At 67.9% G+C, this 22,244-nt stretch carries 16 protein-coding genes; 12 read left to right on the top strand and 4 right to left on the bottom strand.

From position 1 onward, the window contains the following. Positions 1–201 precede the first annotated feature (201 nt). Together J7I89_RS19740 and J7I89_RS19735 are read left to right on the top strand one after the other, a co-directional pair. The gene (locus tag J7I89_RS19740; protein ID WP_214973711.1) at positions 202–876 is read left to right on the top strand and encodes a nucleoside triphosphate pyrophosphatase; all 675 of its coding nucleotides are present in this window, start codon (positions 202–204) and stop codon (positions 874–876) included. 124 nt (positions 877–1,000) lie between these two features. Beyond that, positions 1,001–2,815, top strand: coding sequence for a biotin carboxylase N-terminal domain-containing protein (locus J7I89_RS19735; RefSeq protein ID WP_214973709.1), 1,815 nt, complete (start codon positions 1,001–1,003; stop codon positions 2,813–2,815). Between the two features lie 110 nt (positions 2,816–2,925). Here J7I89_RS19735 and J7I89_RS19730 read toward each other — a convergent pair whose 3' ends face one another. Then, positions 2,926–4,338 (bottom strand): MFS transporter, encoded by a 1,413-nt coding sequence (locus J7I89_RS19730; protein ID WP_214973707.1) that lies wholly within the window; start codon positions 4,336–4,338, stop codon positions 2,926–2,928. Positions 4,339–4,615: 277 nt separating this feature from the next. Between J7I89_RS19730 and J7I89_RS19725 the strand changes: the two genes are divergently transcribed. The 3 genes from J7I89_RS19725 to J7I89_RS19715 are packed head-to-tail and all read left to right on the top strand — an operon-like array spanning position 4,616 to position 9,820. Beyond that, the gene (locus J7I89_RS19725; protein WP_214973705.1) at positions 4,616–6,070 is read left to right on the top strand and encodes an MFS transporter; all 1,455 of its coding nucleotides are present in this window, start codon (positions 4,616–4,618) and stop codon (positions 6,068–6,070) included. 1 nt (position 6,071) lies between these two features. Then, positions 6,072–8,258 (top strand): molybdopterin oxidoreductase family protein, encoded by a 2,187-nt coding sequence (locus J7I89_RS19720; protein ID WP_214973703.1) that lies wholly within the window; start codon positions 6,072–6,074, stop codon positions 8,256–8,258. Further along, positions 8,255–9,820, top strand: a complete 1,566-nt coding sequence (locus tag J7I89_RS19715; protein WP_214973702.1) for an FAD-dependent oxidoreductase — start codon at positions 8,255–8,257, stop codon at positions 9,818–9,820. The genes J7I89_RS19720 and J7I89_RS19715 overlap by 4 nt, the downstream gene beginning before the upstream one ends. A gap of 107 nt (positions 9,821–9,927) precedes the next feature. Here J7I89_RS19715 and J7I89_RS19710 read toward each other — a convergent pair whose 3' ends face one another. Further along, positions 9,928–11,343: an NAD(P)H-quinone dehydrogenase gene (locus tag J7I89_RS19710; RefSeq protein WP_214973699.1), complete on the bottom strand. Its 1,416-nt coding sequence runs from the start codon at positions 11,341–11,343 to the stop codon at positions 9,928–9,930. Between the two features lie 128 nt (positions 11,344–11,471). Between J7I89_RS19710 and J7I89_RS19705 the strand changes: the two genes are divergently transcribed. Next, positions 11,472–12,290, top strand: a complete 819-nt coding sequence (locus J7I89_RS19705) for a purine-nucleoside phosphorylase (RefSeq protein WP_214973698.1) — start codon at positions 11,472–11,474, stop codon at positions 12,288–12,290. Between the two features lie 10 nt (positions 12,291–12,300). Here J7I89_RS19705 and J7I89_RS19700 read toward each other — a convergent pair whose 3' ends face one another. Beyond that, entirely contained in the window at positions 12,301–12,792 is a 492-nt protein-coding gene (locus J7I89_RS19700) for an Rrf2 family transcriptional regulator (RefSeq protein WP_214973695.1), read from the bottom strand. A gap of 142 nt (positions 12,793–12,934) precedes the next feature. Between J7I89_RS19700 and J7I89_RS19695 the strand changes: the two genes are divergently transcribed. Continuing rightward, the gene (locus J7I89_RS19695) at positions 12,935–14,674 is read left to right on the top strand and encodes a phospho-sugar mutase (protein WP_214973694.1); all 1,740 of its coding nucleotides are present in this window, start codon (positions 12,935–12,937) and stop codon (positions 14,672–14,674) included. 31 nt (positions 14,675–14,705) lie between these two features. Here the strand turns inward: J7I89_RS19695 and nirD are convergent, their stop codons facing one another. Next, the gene (gene nirD / locus J7I89_RS19690; protein WP_214973692.1) at positions 14,706–15,071 is read right to left on the bottom strand and encodes a nitrite reductase small subunit NirD; all 366 of its coding nucleotides are present in this window, start codon (positions 15,069–15,071) and stop codon (positions 14,706–14,708) included. Positions 15,072–15,362: 291 nt separating this feature from the next. On the opposite strand from nirD, the gene nirB reads away from it, so the two are divergent. From nirB to deoC, 5 genes are all read left to right on the top strand, one after another. Next, positions 15,363–17,993 carry a nitrite reductase large subunit NirB gene (gene nirB, locus J7I89_RS19685; protein WP_214973690.1) on the top strand — a complete coding sequence of 877 codons (2,631 nt, stop codon included), beginning with the start codon at positions 15,363–15,365 and terminating at the stop codon, positions 17,991–17,993. A gap of 1 nt (position 17,994) precedes the next feature. Then, positions 17,995–19,029, top strand: a complete 1,035-nt coding sequence (gene cobA, locus J7I89_RS19680; RefSeq protein WP_214973688.1) for a uroporphyrinogen-III C-methyltransferase — start codon at positions 17,995–17,997, stop codon at positions 19,027–19,029. Between the two features lie 5 nt (positions 19,030–19,034). Continuing rightward, on the top strand, positions 19,035–20,249 hold the full coding sequence (locus J7I89_RS19675; protein WP_251045569.1) for a uroporphyrinogen-III synthase: 1,215 nt from the start codon (positions 19,035–19,037) through the stop codon (positions 20,247–20,249). A 239-nt stretch (positions 20,250–20,488) separates the two neighbouring features. Then, positions 20,489–21,376 carry an FAD-dependent oxidoreductase gene (locus J7I89_RS19670; RefSeq protein WP_214973686.1) on the top strand — a complete coding sequence of 296 codons (888 nt, stop codon included), beginning with the start codon at positions 20,489–20,491 and terminating at the stop codon, positions 21,374–21,376. 109 nt (positions 21,377–21,485) lie between these two features. Next, positions 21,486–22,229 (top strand): deoxyribose-phosphate aldolase, encoded by a 744-nt coding sequence (deoC, locus tag J7I89_RS19665; protein ID WP_214973684.1) that lies wholly within the window; start codon positions 21,486–21,488, stop codon positions 22,227–22,229. Positions 22,230–22,244: the final 15 nt, after the last annotated feature.

The raw sequence follows: 22,244 nt of genomic DNA, 5'->3' as shown, positions 1-22,244 counted from the left end.
TCCCGAAGCGCGCGGTTGCCGATCGTGAGCAAGCCACGGAGGTCGTAATCATCGCGTCCGGCCATTGCTGAGGCCCCTTCCGGTCCCTGATTCCGTCGATGATGCAAGTGTCCCTGTGGGCTGTGACATTTAAAGCTGGGCCTTTGCAGAGGACCCGAAACGGCTTCCGCGGCTAGATGTATAAACAACTAGGCTGGAGCGGTGACCCGCCTCATTCTTGCCTCCCAGTCCCCCGCCCGCACCAAACTGCTCAGCAACGCCGGCATCGCCCACGAGGTCCTCGTTTCCGATGTGGACGAGGACGCCGTCCAGGCCCGCTACGGCGTGACCGATCCGCACGACACCGCCCTCCTGCTGGCGCGCGCGAAGGCCGAGGCCGTGGCTTCCCTGCCCGAGGCCGACGGCGCCCTGGTGATCGGCTGCGATTCGGTCTTCGAGTTCGACGGCGAGGCCCACGGCAAGCCGTACACCGCAGAGGTGGCCAAGGAACGGATGCTCCGGATGAGCGGCAGCATGGGTGTCCTGCACACCGGCCACTGGCTGGTGGACTGCCGGGACACCGACGACTCCGACGGCGGCCGCGCCGGCTCCGGCGCGACCCTCGGTTCCGTGTCCTCCGCGGAAGTCCACTTCATGGACATGAGCGAAGCTGAGATCGACACGTACATCGCCACCGGCGAGCCGCTCCAGTGCGCCGGATCCTTCACGATCGACGGCTACGGCGGGGCCTTCATCCGCAAGGTCGACGGCGACCCCCACACCGTCGTCGGGCTCTCCATCTCCACCCTCCGCGGCCTGCTGGGCCAGGCCAAGGTGGACGTCACCGAGCTTTGGACGGGCGGCGCCGTCGATCCCGCCGAGGTCCGGGCCGAATGAGCCCGTTGGCAGCATCTTGTAGCAACCCTACAAAGCAGAGGCATCCTACGCGCGGATTCCGCCAGTAATATCGGCGGAATCCTCAAAATCAAGCTAGGCTCCCTGAAGGAAAGAAGGAGACGCCTTGTCAGTTAAGCCGGAGCAGTCCGCAGGTCCAGTGCACGCAAACCTCACCAAAGTCCTGATCGCTAACCGCGGTGAGATCGCAGTCCGTATCATCCGTGCAGCGCGCGACGAAGGCATCGCCTCCGTCGCCGTCTATGCCGACCCCGACCGCGACGCCCTGCACGTCCGGCTGGCCGACGAGGCCTACTCCCTGGGCGGCAACACCGCCGCCGAGTCGTACCTCGTGATGGACAAGCTGATCGAGGTGGCCCGCCAGTCCGGCGCCGACGCCATCCACCCCGGCTACGGCTTCCTGGCCGAGAACGCCCAGTTTGCCGCGAAGGTCATCGACGCCGGCATCACGTGGATCGGTCCGTCCCCGGAGGCAATCACGGCCCTCGGCGACAAGGTCCAGGCCCGCCACATCGCCGAGAAGGTGGGCGCACCGCAGGTTCCCGGCACCGCGGATCCGGTGGAGTCCGCCGAAGAGATCCTCGAATTCGTGGACAAGTTCGGCTTGCCCGTGGCCATCAAGGCTGCCTTTGGCGGCGGCGGACGCGGCATCAAGGTGGCGCGCACCCGCGAGGAAATTCCGGAACTCTACGACTCCGCCGTCCGCGAAGCTGTCGCTGCCTTCGGCCGCGGCGAATGCTTCATCGAGCGCTTCCTGGATTCCCCCCGCCACGTCGAAACCCAGTGCCTCGCGGACGCCTACGGCAACGTCGTGGTGGTTTCCACCCGCGACTGCTCCCTGCAGCGGCGCAACCAGAAACTCGTCGAGGAGGCGCCGGCACCCTTCCTCACCGAGGAGCAGAACCGCCGCCTCTACGAATCCTCCAAGGCCATCCTCAAGGAGGCCAGGTACCTCGGCGCCGGAACATGCGAGTTCCTGGTCGGCCAGGACGGCACCATCTCCTTCCTCGAGGTCAATACCCGCCTGCAGGTGGAGCATTGCGTGTCCGAGGAAGTCACCGGAATCGACCTCGTCCGCGAGCAGTTCCGGCTGGCCCGCGGCGAGGAACTGGGCTACGGCGATCCCGAGGTCCGCGGCCACTCGATCGAATTCCGCATCACGGGCGAGGACCCGGGCCGGAACTTCATGCCCGCCCCGGGGACCATCACCACGCTGAAGAACCCCACGGGACCCGGCATCCGCATCGATTCGGGCGTGGAGCAGGGCGACGTCATCAGCGGAAACTTCGATTCCATGCTGTCCAAGCTGATCGTCACCGGCGCCAGCCGCCCCCAGGCCCTGGAGCGTTCGCGCCGCGCCCTCGAGGAGATGGTGGTGGAGGGCATCCCCACCGTCATCCCGTTCGACCTTGCCGTGGTCAACGACCCCGCCTTCGCACCCGCCGAAGGGCCCTTCAGCGTCCACACGCGCTGGATCGAGACCGAGTTCGTCAACGACCTGCCCGCGTGGACTCCAGATGGCGCCGCTCCCGACGCCGAGGAAGCCGGCGAACGCCGCACCGTGGTGGTCGAAGTGGGCGGCAAGCGCCTTGAGGTGGCACTCCCCGCATCCCTCGGATTCAGCGGAGCAGCCTCCGGCGCCGGCCCGAAGCCTGCCAAGTCCAAGAAGCGCAGCCGCTCGGGCGGGGCCACCGCGGCGGCCGGCGGCAATTCGCTGACCTCCCCCATGCAGGGAACCATCGTGAAGGTTGCGGTGGCCGACGGCGACGTCGTCGCTGAAGGCGATCTCGTCGTCGTGCTGGAGGCGATGAAGATGGAGCAGCCGCTGACCGCGCACCGTGCCGGCACCGTCACCGGCCTGTTGGCCGCCGCCGGCCAGACGGTGGCCGCGGGCGCCGTCATCGCAACGATCGAGGACTAAGGCGATCGAGGCCTAACACGGTCGAGGCCTAAGAACGCATGAAAAATGCCCGGTGTGAATCACACCGGGCATTTTCATGCGCCGGACCAGCGGTCCGGAAGCGCCAAGGACTAGGCCACGTTGTTTTCGTAGTCCAGGTCGCGGGTTTCCTTGCTCAGGAACAGCGCGATCAGCGTCAGCACCGACATGACGGTGAGGTAGACGCCGACCAGCACGGGGCTGCCCTTCGCCGTTTCCCAGAGCCAGACGGCGATGAACGGTGCCACTGCTGCACCCAGGATGCTGGAGACGTTGTAGCTGACGGCCGATCCGGTGTACCGGACGTTCGTCGGGAACAGTTCCGGCAGCAGGGCGCCCATCGGCCCGAAGGTCAGGCCCATCAGCGAGAAGCCGATGACCAGCAGCGCCATGGTGCCGACGAAGCCGCCGCTGAAGAGCGGGACGAACAGCAGGCCGAAGACGAAGATGCCTGCCGTCACGGCGATCAGCATCTTGCGGCGGCCCCACTTCTCGGCCAGCGGGCCGGAGACGAGGGTGAAGATGCCGAAGAACACGACGCCGGCGATCAGCATCCAGAGGAAGTCGTTGCGGGTGTATCCCAGGCCCGGCACAAACGCGGCTGCAGCGGCCTCGGTCATCGGCTTGCCGGCCTTTTCGGCTGCGGCCTTGGCCACATCCAGGCTGGAGGCCCGGGTGCCGTAGGTCAGCGTGAACGTGGTCATCAGGTAGAAGAGCACGTAGGTGGCGAGCATGATGAAGGTGCCGAGGATCAGCGGGCGCCAGCTGGTCTTGAAGACCCGGGCGAGCGGCAGCTTGGCCACCTCGTTGGATTCGAGCACTTTGGTGAACGCGGGCGTTTCGATCAGCTTGAGGCGGACGTAGAGGCCGATGATGACCATCACTGCGCTGAGCAGGAACGGCACGCGCCAGCCCCAGGCTTCGAAGGCGGCCGGGGAAAGTACGTAGCTGGCCACGAGGAAGATCACGTTGGCGATGATGAAACCGATCGGCGCTCCCAGCTGCGGGAACGTACCGTAGATGGCGCGCTTGTTCGCCGGAGCGTTCTCGGTGGCCAGCAGGGCCGCACCGCTCCATTCGCCGCCGAGGGCAAGGCCCTGGGCGAACCGCATGACCACCAGCATTGCCGGGGCCCAGAATTCCCAGCCCGGGACGAGGGCCGTGGGCAGGCAGCCGATGAGGAAGGTGGCAATACCCATGGTCAGCAGCGACGCCACCAGGGTGCCCTTGCGGCCGAACTTGTCCCCGAAGTGGCCAAAGACGATGGACCCAAGCGGCCGGGCGATGAAAGCGACGCCGAAGACTGCGAAGGAACTCAGCAGCTGGGTGGTTTCGTTCTGGCCGGGGAAGAAGAGCCGGGGGAAAACGAGTACCGCAGCCGTGGCGTAGACGTAGAAGTCGTAGAACTCAACAGTGGTGCCGATCAGGCTGGCGACGATCACGCGCCCGCGCGAGTTCACCTGCTCGGCTGACCCCGGCTGCGGTGTTGTGGCAGTGGATGACATGTAGTAACGCTTTCGTGAGAACCGGGCCGGTGCCCCCAAAAGGCTGCCCGGCAGAAGGATACAGAGACCTCAATACTACTTAGCGAATTCCACTCACTGGACAAAAGGTCCAGAATGCGGACTTTTTCTGCCGTCTCAAAATGAGCGCGTTCGCATAGCCTAACGCCGCCGGAAGCGGGCTGATAGGCAAATGTCACAGCACGTTAACAAACGGCGACCGTCCATGAAACGCGGGTTCCCTACCTTGGAAGGACAACATCCCCCAAGGAGGTACACCGTGACTGCTGACCGCCCCGCAGAAACCGGCACCGGCAATTCCCTCGATCTTGCCGCCGAGCCGAGGCACGGAAGCGGCTCCGCTTCCGTGACCACTACCGACGCACCTGCCCTTGAAGTCCGTCCTGGCCGCTGGATCGCCAACTGGGACGCCGAGAACAAGCACCAGTGGGAAACACAGGGCCGCACGATTGCGCGCCGGAACCTCAACTGGTCCATCTTCGCCGAGTTCCTCGGTTTCGTCGTCTGGCAGCTTTGGTCCATCGTGGTGGTCCAGCTGCCCGCCGCCGGCTTTACCTTCAGCACCTCGGAGATTTTCTGGCTCATCTCCATGCCGAGCCTGGTAGGCGCCACCCTCCGGATCCCCTACACGTTCATGGTCCCGCGCTTCGGCGGCCGGAACTGGACCATCGTTTCCGCGATGCTCCTCCTGATTCCGTCGGTCGGACTGGCCATGTGCGTCTCCAACCCGGAAACACCGTTCGGCGTCATGCTGTTCGTGGCCGCCCTGGCAGGCTTCGGCGGCGGCAACTTCGCCAGCTCGATGGCGAACATCACCTTCTTCTACCCGGCCCGCGAAAAGGGCTGGGCGCTCGGACTGAACGCCGCCGGCGGAAACCTCGGTGCCGCCGTCGCACAGCTCGCCGTTCCGATCGCCATCACGCTTTTGGCCGCCGGCGCCGTCAACCTCCCCATGGCCGGCCTCATGTGGGTACCGCTGATCCTCCTCGCCGCCTTCGGCGCCTGGAAGTACATGGACAACCTCACCAGCGCCAAGGGTGACGTGGCCGGATCGCTGGCAGCGCTCAAGGAACCGCACCTGTGGATCATGGCCCTGCTGTACATCGGCACGTTCGGCTCCTTCATCGGCTTCGCCGGCGTCTTCCCCAAGCTCATCAAGGACTACTTCCCCGCCTTCTCCTCCATCGGAGTCGGCACGGTGGCCCTCTCGCTCGCCTTCCTCGGCCCGCTGGTCGGCTCGCTGGCCCGCCCGTACGGCGGACGGATGGCTGACCGCCTCGGCGGCGCCCGGATGACCGTGGCAGCCTTCGCCTCGATGGCTGTGATCACGCTGACCATGATCTGGACCCTGCCGCTGAAGAACTTCTGGCTCTTCCTGGCCCTCTTCCTGATGCTCTTCACGGCCAGCGGCTTCGGAAACGGCGCCACCTACCGGATGATCCCGGTGATCTTCGCAATCTCCAGCCGGGCCGCCCGCTCGGGTGCCAGCTCGGTGACAACCCAGCGCCTGGCCTCCTCGGCCCTCGGCCTGATCTCGGCGATCGGCGCCTACGGCGGGTTTGTGATCCCGCAGGTGCTGAACGCCTCCAACTCCGCCAGCGGCTCCTACACCCCGGCGTTCTACGGCTTCGTCGGAGCCTATGTTGTGATGCTGGCAGTCTGCTGGTTCTTCTACATCCGCAACGCCAACCGAAATGCGATGGGACACGTCTAACATGACCAAAAGCGCCGACACGCACTGCCCTTACTGCGCCTTGCAGTGCGCCATGACGCTCAAGTCCCCAGCGGCTCTGACCCCGGCTGTCCAGCCGGGGTCAGACCCCGTGCCGGCCGCGCCGGCCCTGGAGGTCAGCGGCCGCGACTTCCCCACGAACCGCGGCGGCCTCTGCCGCAAGGGGTGGACCTCGGCCTCGCTCCTGCAGCACCCCGGCCGCGTCACCGAACCCCTGCTGAAGGGGCCCGACGGCGTCCACCGCCCCATCACCTGGGACGAGGCGCTGGCCCGCATCACCACCGCGGTCAAAGACACCCGCGCGAAGCACGGAGCCGACGGCGTCGGCGTTTTCGGCGGTGGCGGCCTCACCAACGAGAAGGCCTACCAGCTGGGAAAGTTCGCCCGCCTCGCGCTGGGTACCTCCCGCATCGACTACAACGGCCGGTTCTGCATGTCATCCGCTGCGGCCGCGGGCATGCGGGCCTTCGGCCTGGACCGCGGCCTGCCGTTCCCGCTTGAGGCACTTGACAGTGCCAGCACCATCCTGATGCTCGGCTCCAACGTCGCCGAGACCATGCCGCCCTTCGTCCAGCACCTGCAGGGTGTCCGCGCGGCCGGCGGCCTCATCGTGGTTGACCCCCGCCGTTCGGCCACGGCGGCCTTCACTGCCGACGGCGGCGGCCTCCACCTCCAGCCCCTGCCGGGCACCGACCTCGCCCTCCTGCTCGGCCTGTCGCACGTGGTCATCCACGAAGGACTCGTCGACGCCGGATACGTCCAGGAGCGCACCACCGGCTACGACGCCCTGGTCCGCAGCGTCAACGCCTTCTGGCCGGAACGCGTCCAGTCGCTCACCGGCGTACCCGCCGAGCTCATCCGCGAGACAGCCCGCAGGCTGGCCGACGGCGCACGCAAGGGCGGCAGCTACATCCTGACCGGCCGCGGCGTCGAACAGCACATCGACGGGACCGACACCGCCACGGCCGCCATCAACCTCAGCCTCCTGCTGGGCCTGCCCGGCTCCGCCCGCAGCGGCTACGGCACACTCACCGGCCAGGGCAACGGCCAGGGCGGGCGCGAACACGGCCAGAAGGCCGACCAGCTGCCGGGCTACCGCAAGATCACCGATCCCGCGGCGCGCGCCCACATGGCCAAGGTCTGGGATGTGCCCGAGTCGCTGATCCCCGGGCCCGGCCTGCCGGCCGTCCAGATGCTCAAATCGCTCGGACAGCCCGACGGCGTCCGCTGCCTCTTCGTGCACGCCTCCAATATCGCCGTGGCGTCCCCCGACGCGAACTCCGTCATCGCCGGGCTCCGCAGCCTGGATTTCCTCGTGGTCTGCGACTTCTTCATGTCCGAAACTGCCGCCGAGGCCGACCTCGTCCTGCCGGTCCTGCAGTGGGCCGAGGAGGAGGGCACCCTGACGAACCTCGAAGGCCGCGTCCTGCGCCGCCGCAAGGCTATCCAGCCGCCCGCCGGGGCCCGCAGCGAACTGTGGATCATGGCCAGGCTGGCCGAAGCACTCGAAGCGCCGTCCACGTACAGCGATGACCCCGAGACGGTTTTCGAGGAGCTTCGCCTGGCATCCGCCGGCGGTGCAGCGGACTACTCCGGCATCGACTACGCCATGCTGGACCGCGGCGAAGCCGCCTACTGGCCGTACCCCGCAGGCAGCACCGGCACGCCGCGGATGTTCCTGGACGCGTTTGCGCACGCCGACGGCAAGGCCGTCATGACCCCGGTGACGCCCCGCCGTCGTCGTACCCCCATGGCGAACCCGGACCCGGCCGCGAAACCGATGACCCTCATCACCGGCCGCCTGCTGGAGCACTACCAGTCCGGAGCCCAGACGCGGCGCGTGTCCGAGCTCCTCGCGTCCCAGCCCGAAGCCAAGCTGCAGATCCACCCCGCAGCCGCGGCCGCCATGGGCATCACGGACGGTGCACAGGTATCGGTGGCGAATGAGCGCGGCGAGGTGGTCTGCCGGGCGGAGCTCAGCACGGCCATCCGCCCGGAGACCGTGTTCCTGCCCTTCCACTTCCCGGAGCTGGAAAGCGCGAACCGTCTGACGGAAGCCGCCACGGACCCCATCTCGGGGATGCCCGAATTCAAATTCAACCAGGTATGGGTCCGGCTGGCCGCGAACGTACTAAGCAACAGTGTTCTTCAGACCTCGGAGGCCTCATGAGCGAGCAGATTGTAATTGTCGGATTTGGTCCGGTGGCGGCGCGGCTGGTCGACGAACTGCTCCCGGCGGTTCGCGGCGGGCAGGTGCGGCTGACGGTCATCGGCCAGGAAGCCGACGCCGCCTATAACCGGGTGCTGGTCGCCGATCTGGGCGTCGGCCGGACCACCGCCGAGGCCCTCGCCCTGGCTGATGCCGCCGCCCTCATTGCGGAAGGCGTTGACGTCCGGCTGGGCGTCAAGGTCAAGCGCGTGGACCGGGCCCGGCAGCAGGTCCTTCTCGCCGACGGCACTTCGGCCCACTACGACCGGCTGGTCTTCGCCACCGGCTCCCGTCCTGTCATCCCCAACCTCGCGGGGATCAACCCGGACCCCGCGGCACCCGTCCTGCCCGCAGGCGTCACCGCGCTGCGCGACCTTCGCGACGCAGAGGTCCTCCGCAAGGCCGTGGCCGGCCGCAAGCGCGTGGTGGTGCTCGGCGGCGGCGTGCTGGGGCTGGAGACGGCCCTGGCCGCCGCCGAGGAAGGTGCCACCGTCACCGTGGTGCACAACGGACCCCACCCGCTGGGCCGGAACATCGACCGCGGGGGCGGAGCGGTGCTCGCCGCCAGCCTGCGCAACTGCGGCGTCCGGATGGCCGGCAACGCCCGCTCCACGGGCGTGGAACACAACGCCCCCGACGGCGGGTTCTCGGCCCTGCTGCTTGACGACGGCTCTGCGATCGACGGCGACCTCCTGGTCCTCTCGTGCGGCGTCCGGCCGCGGACCGAACTGGCCGAAGGCTGCGGGCTGTCCACGGCGACGGGCATCCTCGTGGACCACCGGCTGCGCGCGCACCACGAACCGCACATCTTCGCCATTGGCGACTGCGCGGAAGTCCGTTGCCCGGAACCGGACTGCATCGAGTGCCGCACGGCGCGGGGACCGTCCGGCCTGGTGGGCCCGGGCTGGCGGCAGGCCGAATGGCTCGCCGAGTACCTGCTGCTGCTGAACGAGGGCTCCCAGGAGGACGCGGATTCGCTGCCCGCGCTCCCCCAGGAGAAGCCCGGCGTGATTGTGCTCAAGGCCCGCGGCCTGAACATGGCCGTGGCCGGGGACAACGCGGCGGAGCCCTGGGACGAGGACGTCCTGACCGCCGGAGCCGTCAACGGCCGGCCCCGCCTCCAGATCGCCCAGTGGGCCGATCCGGAGCACGGCCGCTACGTGAAGATGACCACTCGCGGCGGCGTGCTCGAGGGCCTGGTCAGCGTGGGCATGCCCCGCACCGCCGGCGAGCTGGTGCAGCTCTTCGAACGCGGCGGAGAACTGCCCGCGGACCGTTCCCTGCTCCTGCGCCTGGACGGACCCGACCAGCTGGCCCCGTCCGGCGCCTCCAACGACCCCGAAAGCACCGTGTGCCGGTGTGCCGGTGTCAGCGGCGGCAAGATCACGGAGGCTGTGACGGGCGGCTGCTCGACCGTAGCCGAGGTCTCCTCAGCTACCCGCGCCGGCACCGGCTGCGGCGGCTGCCACGAGGACATCAAGGGACTCATCGAAAAACACTTCCAGGCGGCTCCAGCCGCCTGAAACCTGAAGGCAACCGCTGATTGAGCCTGGCCTGCTGGTTGAGCCTGGCCTGCTGGTTGAGCCCGTCGAAATCCGGGTCTCGCTCCCCGCTCGACCAGCGAATAACGCTACATGTGGACGTGCAGGCGCCTGGCTGCTTCGGAGATGGAGCCGCTCAGGGACGGGTACACGGTAAAGGTGCTGGCGACGTCGTCGACGTGAAGCTTCTGGGTCACCGCGATGGAAATGGCGAAAATCAGCTCTGACGCGTTCGGTCCCACCACGACGCCGCCGATCACGGTGCCCGATCCCTTGCGGGCGAAGATCTTGACGAAGCCGTCCTTGTGGTTGCGCATCTTGGCGCGGGCGTTGCTCTTTAGGGAGAGCTTCACGATGTCGCCCTGGTACTTGCCGGAGTCGATCTCGGCCTCGGACACGCCCACGGACGCGATTTCCGGCGACGTGAAGATGTTGGACGCCACCTGGTGCAGCTTGATGGGGGTCACGCCGTCACCGAGGAAGTGCGCAATGGCGATCCTGCCCTGCATGGCCGCAACGGACGCGAGCGCGAGAACGCCGGTGCAGTCGCCGGCGGCGTAGATGTTGGGGGCAGTGGTGCGGGAGACGCCGTCGACCTTGATGTGGCCGCTCTCGGTCAGCGCAACGCCCGCTTCCTCGAGTCCGATCCCGGCGGTGTTGGGGATGGAGCCCACGCAGACCAGGCAGTGGCTGCCGGTCACCTGGGAGCCGTCGCCAAGGGTGACCACGACGCCGTCGTCGGTGCGCTCCACGGTCTCGGCACGGGAGCGGGAAAGCACCGTGACGCCGCGGCGTTCGAAGACTTCCTCCAGCACCTCCGCAGCGTCGGTGTCCGAGCCGGGAAGAACGCGGTCGCGGCTGGAGATCAAGGTGACCTTGGAACCCAGGCCGTTGTAGGCGGAAGCGAACTCGGCACCGGTGACGCCGGAGCCCACCACGATCAGTTCCTCGGGCAGCTCGTCCAGGTTGTAGATCTGGGCCCAGTTCAGGATCCGCTGGCCGTCGGGCCGGGCCGTGGGCAGTTCCCGCGGGTGGGCGCCCACGGTCAGCAGGATGGCGTCGGCCTCAACGGTTTCGGTGCCGTCGGCCGTCAGGACCTCGATGGTGTGGTTGTCCACCAGCTTGCCGGAACCGATCAGGATGCGGACGTTCTGGTGCTCCAGGCCCGCCGTGATATCCCTCGACTGCTGCCGCGCGAGGCCCAGCAGTCGGTCGTTGATGTGCTTCAGGTCCGCGCGCATGACCGGGGCGAAGTCCCCGCCGTCGACGTCGAACTTGACTCCCAGTTCCCCCGCCTCACCGACGCGGGTCATCAGATCCGCCGTCGCGATCAGCGTTTTGGAAGGCACGACGTCGGTCAGCACGGCGGACCCGCCGAGGCCGGCGCGCTCGATGATGGTGACTTGCGCCCCGAGGGAGGCTGCCACCATGGCGGCTTCGTAACCGCCCGGGCCTCCGCCGAGAATTGCGATGCGGGGGGCACTGAAATCAGGATGCATAGTCACAATCAACCATTCTCGCGCATCCCTTGCCGCACCACCAACAGACACGGTCTGCTCCCGCACCCGGGCAACGTGCCCTTTACGGTCGATTTCCGCTGGGCACACCGGCGCCTGCACGATAGCTTGTACCAGTGAGTAATACAGAATTCCTGAACACTGACCCCTTCGAGGCAGCCCGCACCGCCGCCGACTACATCGCAACCGAGACCGGCGTGGAGTCGCACGACATCGCCCTGGTCCTGGGCTCCGGCTGGGGCGAAGCCTCGGAACTCATCGGTGAGACCACGGCCACCCTCATGGCCTCGGAAGTGCCGGGCTTTTCCGCACCGGCGGTGGAGGGCCATGTGGGCACCATCCGCTCGGTCCTGACGCGGGAAGGCAAGCGTGCGCTGGTGCTCGGCGCCCGCACCCATTACTACGAGGGCAAAGGCGTCCGCGCGGTTGTCCACGGGGTGCGCACGGCGGCCGCCGCCGGCTGCAAGACCCTCGTGGTCACCAACGGCTGCGGCGGGCTCAACGAAAACTGGGCGCCGGGCACGCCCGTGCTCATCAAAGATCACATCAACCTCACCGCGGCATCACCGCTCGAGGGCGCCACCTTCGTGGATCTGACAGATCTTTACTCATCACGGATCCGCGGCCTGGCCCGTGAGGTCGATCCCTCCCTGGACGAGGGCGTGTACGCCCAGTTCACCGGACCCCACTACGAAACGCCGGCCGAAGTGCAGTACGCCAAGCGGATTGGCGCCGACCTCGTCGGCATGTCCACGGCGCTGGAGGCCATCGCCGCGCGGCATGCGGGCATGGAGGTGTTCGGCATTTCGCTGGTCACCAACCTCGCCGCCGGCATCAGCCCGGTACCGCTGAGCCACCAGGAAGTTATCGAATCCGGCCAGGCTGCCGGCCCGCGGATCTCCAAGCTCCTCGCGGAGATTATCGCCAGGCTCTAACCGCGGCAGATTACCCCGCGTTGTCCGTTCCCAGGAGGTGGGCGACGGTGTTGGGGCGCGCCTCAGGGAACCTTCGCTCGATGGACTGCGCGATGCCCGCCACGGTCTGCCGGGCCAGTTCGGTCCGCCAGGCCAGCTCGGCGTGGCGCATGGACTGGGAGATCAGGCAGCTCCGGGCGTAGTCCTCTTCCATTTCCCCTCCCGGCCCGTTCTTCAGGATGCCGTCGCAGCGGAAGGCCATCTCCCTGCCTTCGATGGCCACCACGACGTCCAGCACGGTGATCCTGTCCGGCCTGCGCGCCAGCTGGAATCCGCCCTTGGGCCCGGAAACCGAGACCAGGACTCCTGCCCGCACCAGCGCCTGGAGCTGCTTGTTCAGGTAGGCCGGCGGCAGCTTGTACAGCTCCGCCAGCCGCGCGCTGCTGATTGGCTCATCGCCGGGCAACCAGGCCATGTTCACGCAGCAGTGCAGCGCCCACTCCACGCCCTGGTTCATCTTCATTCCGCGACCGTACGTGTCCTGAATTTTCACTGTCAAGGAACGGCAATTCCTACCGTCAAGGATCGGGGGCCTGCGAAGTTGTGACCGGACCGATGGCTTGTCCGGCACCGCTCCCCGCCGCTTTGACGATAGTTTGGTTCCTATGACGTCCTCCGATGCCGATTTCCAGCTGCTCAACGACGCCCGTGCCTGGGCCGCGCAGGATCCGGATCCCGTGACCGCCACCACGCTGACGGAGCTCGTCAAGCTCACCGAGGCCGGCACGCCGTCGGCGCGCCAGGAGCTCGCGGACAGTTTCAACGGAACGCTGGAGTTCGGCACCGCAGGCCTCCGGGCCGCCCTGGGCCCCGGGCCCAACCGGATGAACCGCGTAGTGGTCCGCCGCGCAGCGGCGGGCTTCGCAAGCTTCCTGGCCGGAGCCGTGGCCCAGGCCTCCCCCGGCACCCGGCCGCGCGCCGTCGTCGGTTATGACGCCCGCTACAACTCCGACATCTTCGCCGAGGAGACGGCCGCGATCTTCACCGCGGCCGGGTTCGACACCTTCCTGATGCCGGGCGCGCTGCCCACCCCGCTGCTGGCATACGCCGTGCGGGCGCTGGAATGCGACGGCGGCGTGATGGTCACGGCCAGCCATAACCCGCCGCAGGACAACGGCTACAAGGTCTACCTGGGCCGCCATGCGGTCGAGGACAGCGGCCGCGGCGCGCAGATCGTGGCCCCGTATGACGCCCTCATCGCCGCGGAGATCGCCAAAGTGGGCTCCCTGGATTCCATCCCGCTGGCCGCCGACGGCTGGACGGTGCTGGACGCCGGCATCGCCCGGGACTACGAGTCCGCCACCGCGGCCCTCGCCGACCGCGAACTCTTTCCGGCCCGCGACCTCAAGATCGTGCTGACGCCGATGCACGGCGTGGGCGGCGAAACCGCCGTCTCCGTCCTCAACGCTGCCGGCTTCACTGACGTCACGGTGGTCAGCGAGCAGGCCGAACCGGACCCGGACTTCCCCACTGTCAGTTTCCCCAACCCCGAGGAGCCCGGGGCCCTGGACCTCGCGCTCGGGGCCGCCATGCAGGCCGATGCCGACATCGTCGTGGCCAACGACCCCGACGCCGACCGCGCCGCAGTGGCCGCGAAGGACCCGGATACGGGCGCGTGGCGGATGCTGCGGGGCGATGAAGTGGGCGCGCTGCTGGGGGCGCATGTGGTGGCGCGGCTGTCCGCTACCGGCGAGGAAAGGCCCGACGGCGTGTTCGCCAATTCGATCGTTTCCTCGCGGCTGCTCGCACGCATCGCAGCCGCGGCCGGCTATGCGCACGAGGAAACCCTGACGGGATTCAAGTGGATCTCCCGGGTGCCGGGCCTGCTGTACGGCTACGAGGAAGCGCTGGGCTACTGCGTGGCCCCGGACCTGGTCCGGGACAAGGACGGCATCTCCGCTGCCGTGCTGATCGCGGAACTCGCCGCCACGGCCAAGGCCGACGGCAAAACCATCTTCGACACCCTGGACGAGCTTTATCTGGTCCATGGGCTGCACGCGAGCGACCAGCTGAACATCCGCGTCGCGGACCTGGGCCTGCTGGATGCCATGATGAACCGTCTGCGCGTCAGTCCGCCCGAATCATTCGGCGGCTCCGCCGTCGAAACGTTCATTGACCTGGCCGAGGGAAGCGAACAGCTGCCGCCGACGGACGGGCTGCTCTACCTGACCCGCGATCTCAGCCGGGTGATCATCCGGCCCAGCGGCACCGAGCCGAAGCTCAAGTGCTACCTCGAAGTCATCCGAAGCGTGGGGTCGGCTGCCGAACTACCCGAGGCCCGGCTGGCCGCGCGGACGGCCCTGGACCAGGTGCTGGGCGACGTCCGCGAGGCTTTGGGCCTGTAATCAGGGCAGTCCTACGGCACAACTGCAGTTTCTACAGCTCAACCTCGAGGACGCCGTCTGCGACGCGCGTGTTGAACGTGGCCAGCCGCAGCTCGGGGTTGCCGAAGCACTCGCCGGTCTCGAGGTCGTAGACCTCCTTGTGCAGCGGCGACGCGATGGTGGGGCGCGTGCCGCGTGATCCGAGTATGCCGCGTGCCATTACGAAGGAGCCCGTGGCCGGGTCCTCCTGTGCCACGGCGAAAACCTCACCGGGGGCGGTGCGGAAAAGCGCCACCTGAAGGCCGGCAATGAGTGCCGCTTCGCCCCAGGCGATCTCCAGATCCTCCACGGCGCAAACCCGGTGCCAGCCAGTGGCGTACCCGGTGGCCAGATCCTCAAGTTCCAGTGTTGCCGTCATGTCGGCTCCTCTCCCTTTGCCTGCTTCCCGGCGGTAGGCCGGTTCCCGCGAGGCGTATTCCGCCTGCTTCAGCCGCCAATGCGGCCGTATATCCAAGCTAGGGGGCAGGTGTTTCAAAGGCGTGCAGTCAATGTGTCCGGAACGTAAAAGACACCTCACCTGTCCGGAAATGTGTTCGTGATGCAGAAGTTAAGTTCACGAAACAAAAGGGAAACTGAAGCGAAATTCCCCTTGCCTAGTCTGGATGGACAAGCTGCAGAGCACCGTCTGCGGCCCAGCGAAAGGCCCACAGTGACCGAACAGACTTCAAGCACAGAGACTCCGCGCCGCATCGTCGTCGCCGGCGGCGGCCCGGCGGCCCACCGTTTTGCGGACGCAATGCATGCCCGCGGCCTCGAAGGCTGGCATGTCACGGTCCTCACTGAGGAAGCCCACCTCCCCTACGACCGCGTGGCGCTCAGCAAGGCCCTGACGGAAATGGACTACGACCTCACCCTCGGCGAGGCGAGCATGTGGGACCACGAGGCCATGTCCCTGAAGACCGGCGAGCGCGTCGTCAAAATCAACCACGAAGCCAAGTCCGTGGAGACCGCGGCCGGCAACGTCTTTGAATACGACGACCTCGTGGTTGCCACGGGTTCGAATGCCGCCCGCCTGCCGATCCCCGGCGCCGAGCACACCCACGTCTACCGCACGCTTGAGGACGTCTGGGCCATCAACAAGGCCATTGCCGAACTCACCGAAAAGCTCGGCCGCAATGTTAACGCCGTCACCATCGGCGGCGGCCTCCTCGGGCTCGAGTCTGCAGCCGGCACGGAGCAGCTGGGCGCCAACCCGATCGTCATCGACGGTTCGCAGTGGCTGATGGCTACACAGCTGGATGAAGGCGCGGGCCAGGCAATGGGCCGGCTCATCAAGGGCAAGGGCTTCGAAGTCCACGGCGGCGTCTTCCCTTCGGAAGTATTGTCCGACGACGACGGCCAGGTCACCGGTGTCCTCATGGCTGACGGCCGCATCATCGATGCTGACCTTGTGATCGTCGCGATCGGCGTCCGGCCGCGCGACGAACTCTTCCGCGCAGCCGAAGGCGAGGAGCAGATCTTCTCGCTGGGCCAGCGCGGCGGCGTGGTCATCAACGACTACTGCGCTACCGAGATCGACGGAATCTGGGCCATCGGTGAAGTGGCCAACTTCGGCGGCATGTGCCTGGGCCTGGTCGCCCCTGCCAACACCATGGCCGAGATCGTCGCTGACCGCCTGCACGGCGGAGAGGCCACCTTCCCGGGGTTCGACACCGCCACCAAGCTCAAGCTGTCCGGTGTGGATGTCGCCAGCTTCGGTGACGCATTCGCCAAGACCGAGCACGCCCTTGAAATCGTCTACGCCGACCCGGCCCGCGGCGTCTACCAGAAGATTGTCACCACCGACGATGCCAAGACCCTCCTGGGCGGCATCTTCGTGGGCGACGCCACCCCCTACACCAGCCTGCGTCCGCTCCTGGGCCGCGAACTCAGTGCCGAGCCCGGCGCGTACCTCTCGGCGGCGGGCGGCGGCGACGCCCCGGACACCGAACTCCCGGACGACGCCATCCTGTGCTCCTGCAACAACGTGTCCGCGGGAACCATCCGCGACACCGTCAACGGCTGCGGCGCCTGCGACGGCAACGCCCCCGTCCAGGAACTGGGCGAGCTGAAGGGCTGCACCCGCGCCGGAACCAGCTGCGGTTCCTGCGTGCCGATGCTCAAGAAGCTGCTGGAAACCGAACTGACCAAGTCCGGCGTCGAAGTTTCGAAGGCGCTCTGCGAGCACATCGAGCTGTCCCGCCAGGAACTGTTCGACGCGATCCGCGTCCTGGAACTGACGTCCTTCGAAGAGATCATGGCCAAGTACGGCACCGGCGCAGGCTGCGACATCTGCAAGCCGACCATCGCCAACATCCTCGCCAGCCAGAACAGCGCCTACGTCCTGGACGCCGGCCGCGGAACCCTGCAGGACACCAACGACCGCGCGCTGGCCAACATGCAGAAGGACGGCACCTACTCGGTAGTTCCCCGCATCGCCGGCGGTGAAATCACGCCGAAGAAGCTCGGCGTCATCGCCGCCGTGGCCGAGAAGTACGGCCTGTACACCAAGATCACCGGCGGCCAGCGGATCGACATGTTCGGTGCCCGGCTGGAGGAGCTCCCGGAAATCTGGAAGGAACTCGTGGACGCCGGATTCGAGTCCGGCCAGGCCTACGGCAAGAGCCTGCGCACAGTGAAGTCCTGCGTCGGTTCCACCTGGTGCCGCTTCGGCGTCCAGGACTCGGTGGCCATGGCCATCCAGCTGGAACTGCGCTACCGCGGCCTCCGCAGCCCGCACAAGCTCAAAATGGGCGTCTCCGGCTGTGCCCGCGAATGCGCCGAGGCCCGCGGCAAGGACGTCGGCGTGATCGCCACTGCCGACGGCTGGAACCTGTACGTCGGCGGCAACGGCGGCGCCACCCCGGCCCACGCCCAACTGCTGGCCAAGGACCTCGACGACGAAACGCTGATCAAGTACATCGACCGCTACTTCATGTACTACATCCGCACCGCCGACCGGCTGCAGCGTACCGCACGGTGGCAGGAGGAGCTCGACGGCGGCATCAAGCACGTCGAGGACGTGGTGGTCAACGACACCCTGGGCATTGCCGCGGAACTCGAAGCGGCCATGGCCAAGCATGTTGACACGTACGTCGACGAGTGGGCAGACACCCTGAAGGATCCCGAGCGCCTGCGCCGGTTCCGGTCCTTCGTCAACGCTCCCGACCAGAAGGACGACTCCATCACCTTCGTCCCCGACGAGCGCGGCCAGATGCGTCCGGCCACGGCAGAAGAAAAGGGAAAGGTCCTGATCGGGGCTTCCATCCCCATGAGGCCCCGCGATGAGAACGAGGTATAGCATGCAGCTCAGCATTGATCTCACCGGCCGCGAAGTCCTGGTCACCGGCTCGGACCACGCCGCCCGCCAGGCCGTCCGCCGCTTCGAAGCCGCCGGCGCCGTCGTCTACCGCCTCAGCACCCCGCAGGGTGCTGGGCACGACGGCCCGCTGCCCGAACGCCCGTTCCTCGTCGCAGCAGTCGACGACGGCCAGCCCGGCTGGGAGGCCCTGCTGGACAGGTGCCGCGCCACCGGCATTCCGGTGGCAGCCGAACCGGCAGCCGGCCCGGTCGGCCACGTCACGCTCGTCGGCGGCGGCCCCGGCACCACTGAGCTGCTCACCGTGGCGGCCGTCAAGGCCCTGCGTGACGCCGACGTCGTGTTCTACGACCGCCTGGCCCCCTACCAGGAGCTGCCCTCCCTGACCTCGGCCGAACTGGTGGATGTGGGCAAGAAGCCCGGGCACCACAAAGTCAGCCAGGGCGACATCGAGAAGCTCATGGTGGAGAGCGCCCTCGCCGGAAACAACGTGGTCCGCCTCAAGGGCGGCGACCCGTACGTCTTCGGCCGCGGCGGCGAGGAAGTTGCCTCCTGCGTCGCGGCCGGCGTGCCCGTCCGCGTGATCTCCGGCGTCACCAGCGCCATCTCCGTTCCGGCAGCCGCCGGAATCCCAGTTACGCACCGCGAAGTCAGCCACATGTTCACGGTTGTTTCCGGCCATGCCCCGCTGACCGAGAAGGAACTCACCCACCTGGCAGGTCTGGGCGGCACTATCGTGGTCCTCATGGGAATCGGAACGCTGCACCACCTGGCCGCAGGCCTGCGCCGTGCCGGCATGCGCGCCGACATGCCCATGGCCGTGGTCGAGCGGGGCTACCGGCCCGGGCAGCGGACCACCATCGCGGAGCTGGGCACCATTGCCAGCGCCGCCGCCGGCTGCAGCAACCCTGCCGTCCTGGTGATCGGCGAGGTGGTGCGCGTGGCTGAGGCCAACCGCGGGCATGCCGAGGCTGCCGCGGATCTTGACCGCCTGGCGGCCTCGCTGTTGGGTTCGTGATCGACATGAGCGCACTGAACGCCCTTGCCCCGGCGGCCGGACCTCCGGCCGGACCCGCCCGCCCGTCATCCGCAGCGCCGGGATCCGCCGGCTCGGAGCCGCAGGTGGCAGCCGCCCCGGAAACTGCCGAAGCTCCCCTTGAAGGATTCCGGATCGGCGTGACGTCGCACCGCCGTTCCCGCGACCTCATCGAGGCACTGGAACGCCGCGGCGCCGAAGTGCTGCACGCGCCGGCGCTGAAGATCGCGCCGGTGAACGAGGACATCAGCCTCATTGAGGACACCAAGGCGATCATCGCCGCGAAGCCTGATCTGTGCATCGCCACCACGGCGTACGGCATGCGCCGCTGGTGCGAGGCCGCGGACGCCTCCGGCATCGGCGAGGAGCTGCTGGAAACGCTGGGTGCCTGCCGGATGTTCGTCCGCGGGCCCAAGGCCCGCGGCGCGGTCCGCGCGGCCGGCCTTGCCGACGTCGGCATCAGCAGCGACGAAACCACCGCGACACTGGTGGACATGCTGCTGGCCGAGGGCGTGCGCGGCAAGACCGTCGCGGTCCAGCTGCACGGCTACACGGACGTCCGCCAGCTCGAGCGGCTCCGGATGTCCGGCGCCACCGTCCTGACGGTCACCCCGTACCGCTGGGTCAAGCCCGACGGCGCCGACCGGCTTCCGCGGCTGATCGAGGCCGCGTGCAGCGGCAACCTGGACGTCCTGACATTTACGAGCGCGCCGGCAGTGGACGCCATGTGGAGCACGGCCCACGAGATGGGACTGTACAAGCAGCTCGTGGAGAGCCTGAAGACCACCGTCACCACCGCCGTCGTGGGCCCCGTGACCGCGCAGCCGCTGCTGGACGCCGGGATACATCCCCTGGTTCCGGAGCGGTTCCGGATGGGCGCGCTGATCCGGCTCGTGTGCGAACACCTCGCCCTCAACCACGTCCGCCGCCTGGACACCCGTTCCGGCAGTGTGGAGCTGCGCGGCCGCTCGCTGCGGATCGACGGTGAGCTCGTGGAGGTGGCTCCGGCGCCCCTGCTGCTCCTGCGCGCGCTCCTGGGCGCCGGCGGGGCGGTGCTCTCCCGTGAGTCGCTCTCCGAACTCCTTGAACTGCGCGGCTCCGTGCACGCGCTGGACATGACAGTGAGCCGCCTGCGGTCGTCCCTGCCGGACGGCAGCCTGGTCGAGACCGTGGTCAAGCGCGGTTACCGGATCCGCGTCTAGCGAATCGGTTTTTGACCGGAACGCGGGGTCTTTCCGCGCCCAGTCCATCTGATGGACGGGCGCGGAAGGACCCCGCGTTTGCTTGTATTACCGGCCGGTAAAAACTGGCGAACAGGCACGGACAATTCCGCAACAGACGGGAAACAAGAGCGAAAAGCCGCCCGCCTACAGTGGTCCCATCAGCACAACAGGGCCCGAGATCCGGCCCGCCTGGTGCAGCATTTTGAAGGGGCCCGCACATGTCCGCTCCGGCACAGTTTCCCGTCGTCGCCACCGCAAGCACCTCCGAACCGGCACCGGAGGCAACAGCGAAAATCCTCATCGCCGGGGCGGGCCCCGCCGCCCAGGCCCTGGTCAGCCAGCTCGCCGCCTCGCGGTTTGCCGGAACCGTCACCGTCCTGAGCGGCCGGGACGACGCCTCGGAGGAACTGCTCGAACTCGCCGCGCTGCCCTTTGTCTCCGTGCGCTTCGGCCAGCCTGCCAGCCATGTCGACGCCGCCGCCCGCGTGGTGGTCACGGCCGACGGCATGGAGTTCAGCTACGACCAGCTGGTCATCGCCACCGGCTCCGCTCCCGTCCACGCACCGGTTGACGGCTCCAGCCGCTGCCTGAGCTATTCCACGATTGATGACGCCGCGAAGATCGGCCACGCCGTCAAGGAGGTCACCCGGGTCCTCGGACGTCGGCCCTTGGGAATCCTTGTTGGCACCGGCCCAGCCGCCGGCCAGGCCGAGGCCGTGCTGCGCGCGCGGGGCGTCCGCCCCGTGCGCACCACCGCCCGTCCCGCAGCGGTGGTGCCCACCCTGGCCGGCTCCGTGCTGCCGGCTGCCGGCGTCGTATTCGAGGACGGCAGCCGGATGAACGGCGACCTCGTGGTCCTCGCCGAGGACAGGGTCCCGCGGGACAGCCTGGCCGCCAGCGCGGGGGTCAGGACCGCCGAATCCGGCGGTGTCGTCGTCGGCCGGGACTTCCGTTCGTCCGTGCCGGGCATCTGGGCCATCGGTGACGCGGCGTCGTTCGACGGCGTGCGGCTGGGGCTGCTGGTGGCCTCCGGTTCCGCGGCCGGAGTCTGCGCTGCGCAGCTCATGGCGGCGGTCCCCGCCGGGAGGCTGCCCGCTGCCGCCTAACCCGCGGCGGAAGCCCGGCACTGTCCCCCGGCGCTGTGGCAAGATGGTCACGCAAGTACCGCGACCACCGCGGCGTCTGCGGCCCACGAGGCCAACGGAAAGGACCAGCATGAGCAACGAAGCCAGCCCCGGAGCGGGCACCGCGACAAGCCCCACAGGGACCCCCGCTACCGGTGCCCAAGCGTCCAATATCGCCTCCTTCATCGACCACACGCTGCTTAAGCCGGAGGCGAGCGAGGCGGAAATCCTCAAGGTCTGTGCCGAGGCCGTCGAATACAAGTTCAAATCGGTCTGCGTGAATCCCGTCTGGGTCAAGACCGTGAAGAAGGCCCTCAGGGGCTCGGGCGTGCTGACGTGCTCGGTGGTCGGCTTCCCGCTGGGCGCCACCCCCAGCGACGTCAAGGCCTTCGAAGCCCGCGGCGCCGTGCTCGACGGGGCGGACGAAGTGGACATGGTCATCAACATCGCCGCCGCCCGCGCCTCCGACAAAGGCACGCTCGTGGATGACATCAAGGCTGTGGCAGATGACGTCCACGCCGGGGAAGCAATCCTGAAGGTCATCATCGAGACCGCCCTCCTGAACGACGACCAGAAGGTCCTCGCGTGCGAGGCGGCCGTGGAGGCCGGTGCCGACTTCGTCAAGACGTCTACGGGCTTCAACGGCGGCGGCGCCACCGCCGAGGACATCGCCCTCATGCGGCGCACCGTGGGCCCGGACCTGGGCGTCAAGGCCTCCGGCGGGGTGCGTTCCCTGGCGGACGCACAGGCTATGATTGCTGCAGGTGCAACACGTATTGGTGCCAGCTCCGGAATTGCGATCGTCAAGGGCGAACAGGGTTCGTCCGCCTACTGATCCGCCGGCGCCGCC

The organism is Arthrobacter sp. ISL-5 (assembly GCF_018613835.1).
Classification (GTDB): domain Bacteria; phylum Actinomycetota; class Actinomycetes; order Actinomycetales; family Micrococcaceae; genus Arthrobacter.
Note: the sequence above shows the minus strand (reverse complement) of the source record. Positions and strands in the feature narration are given on the sequence as shown.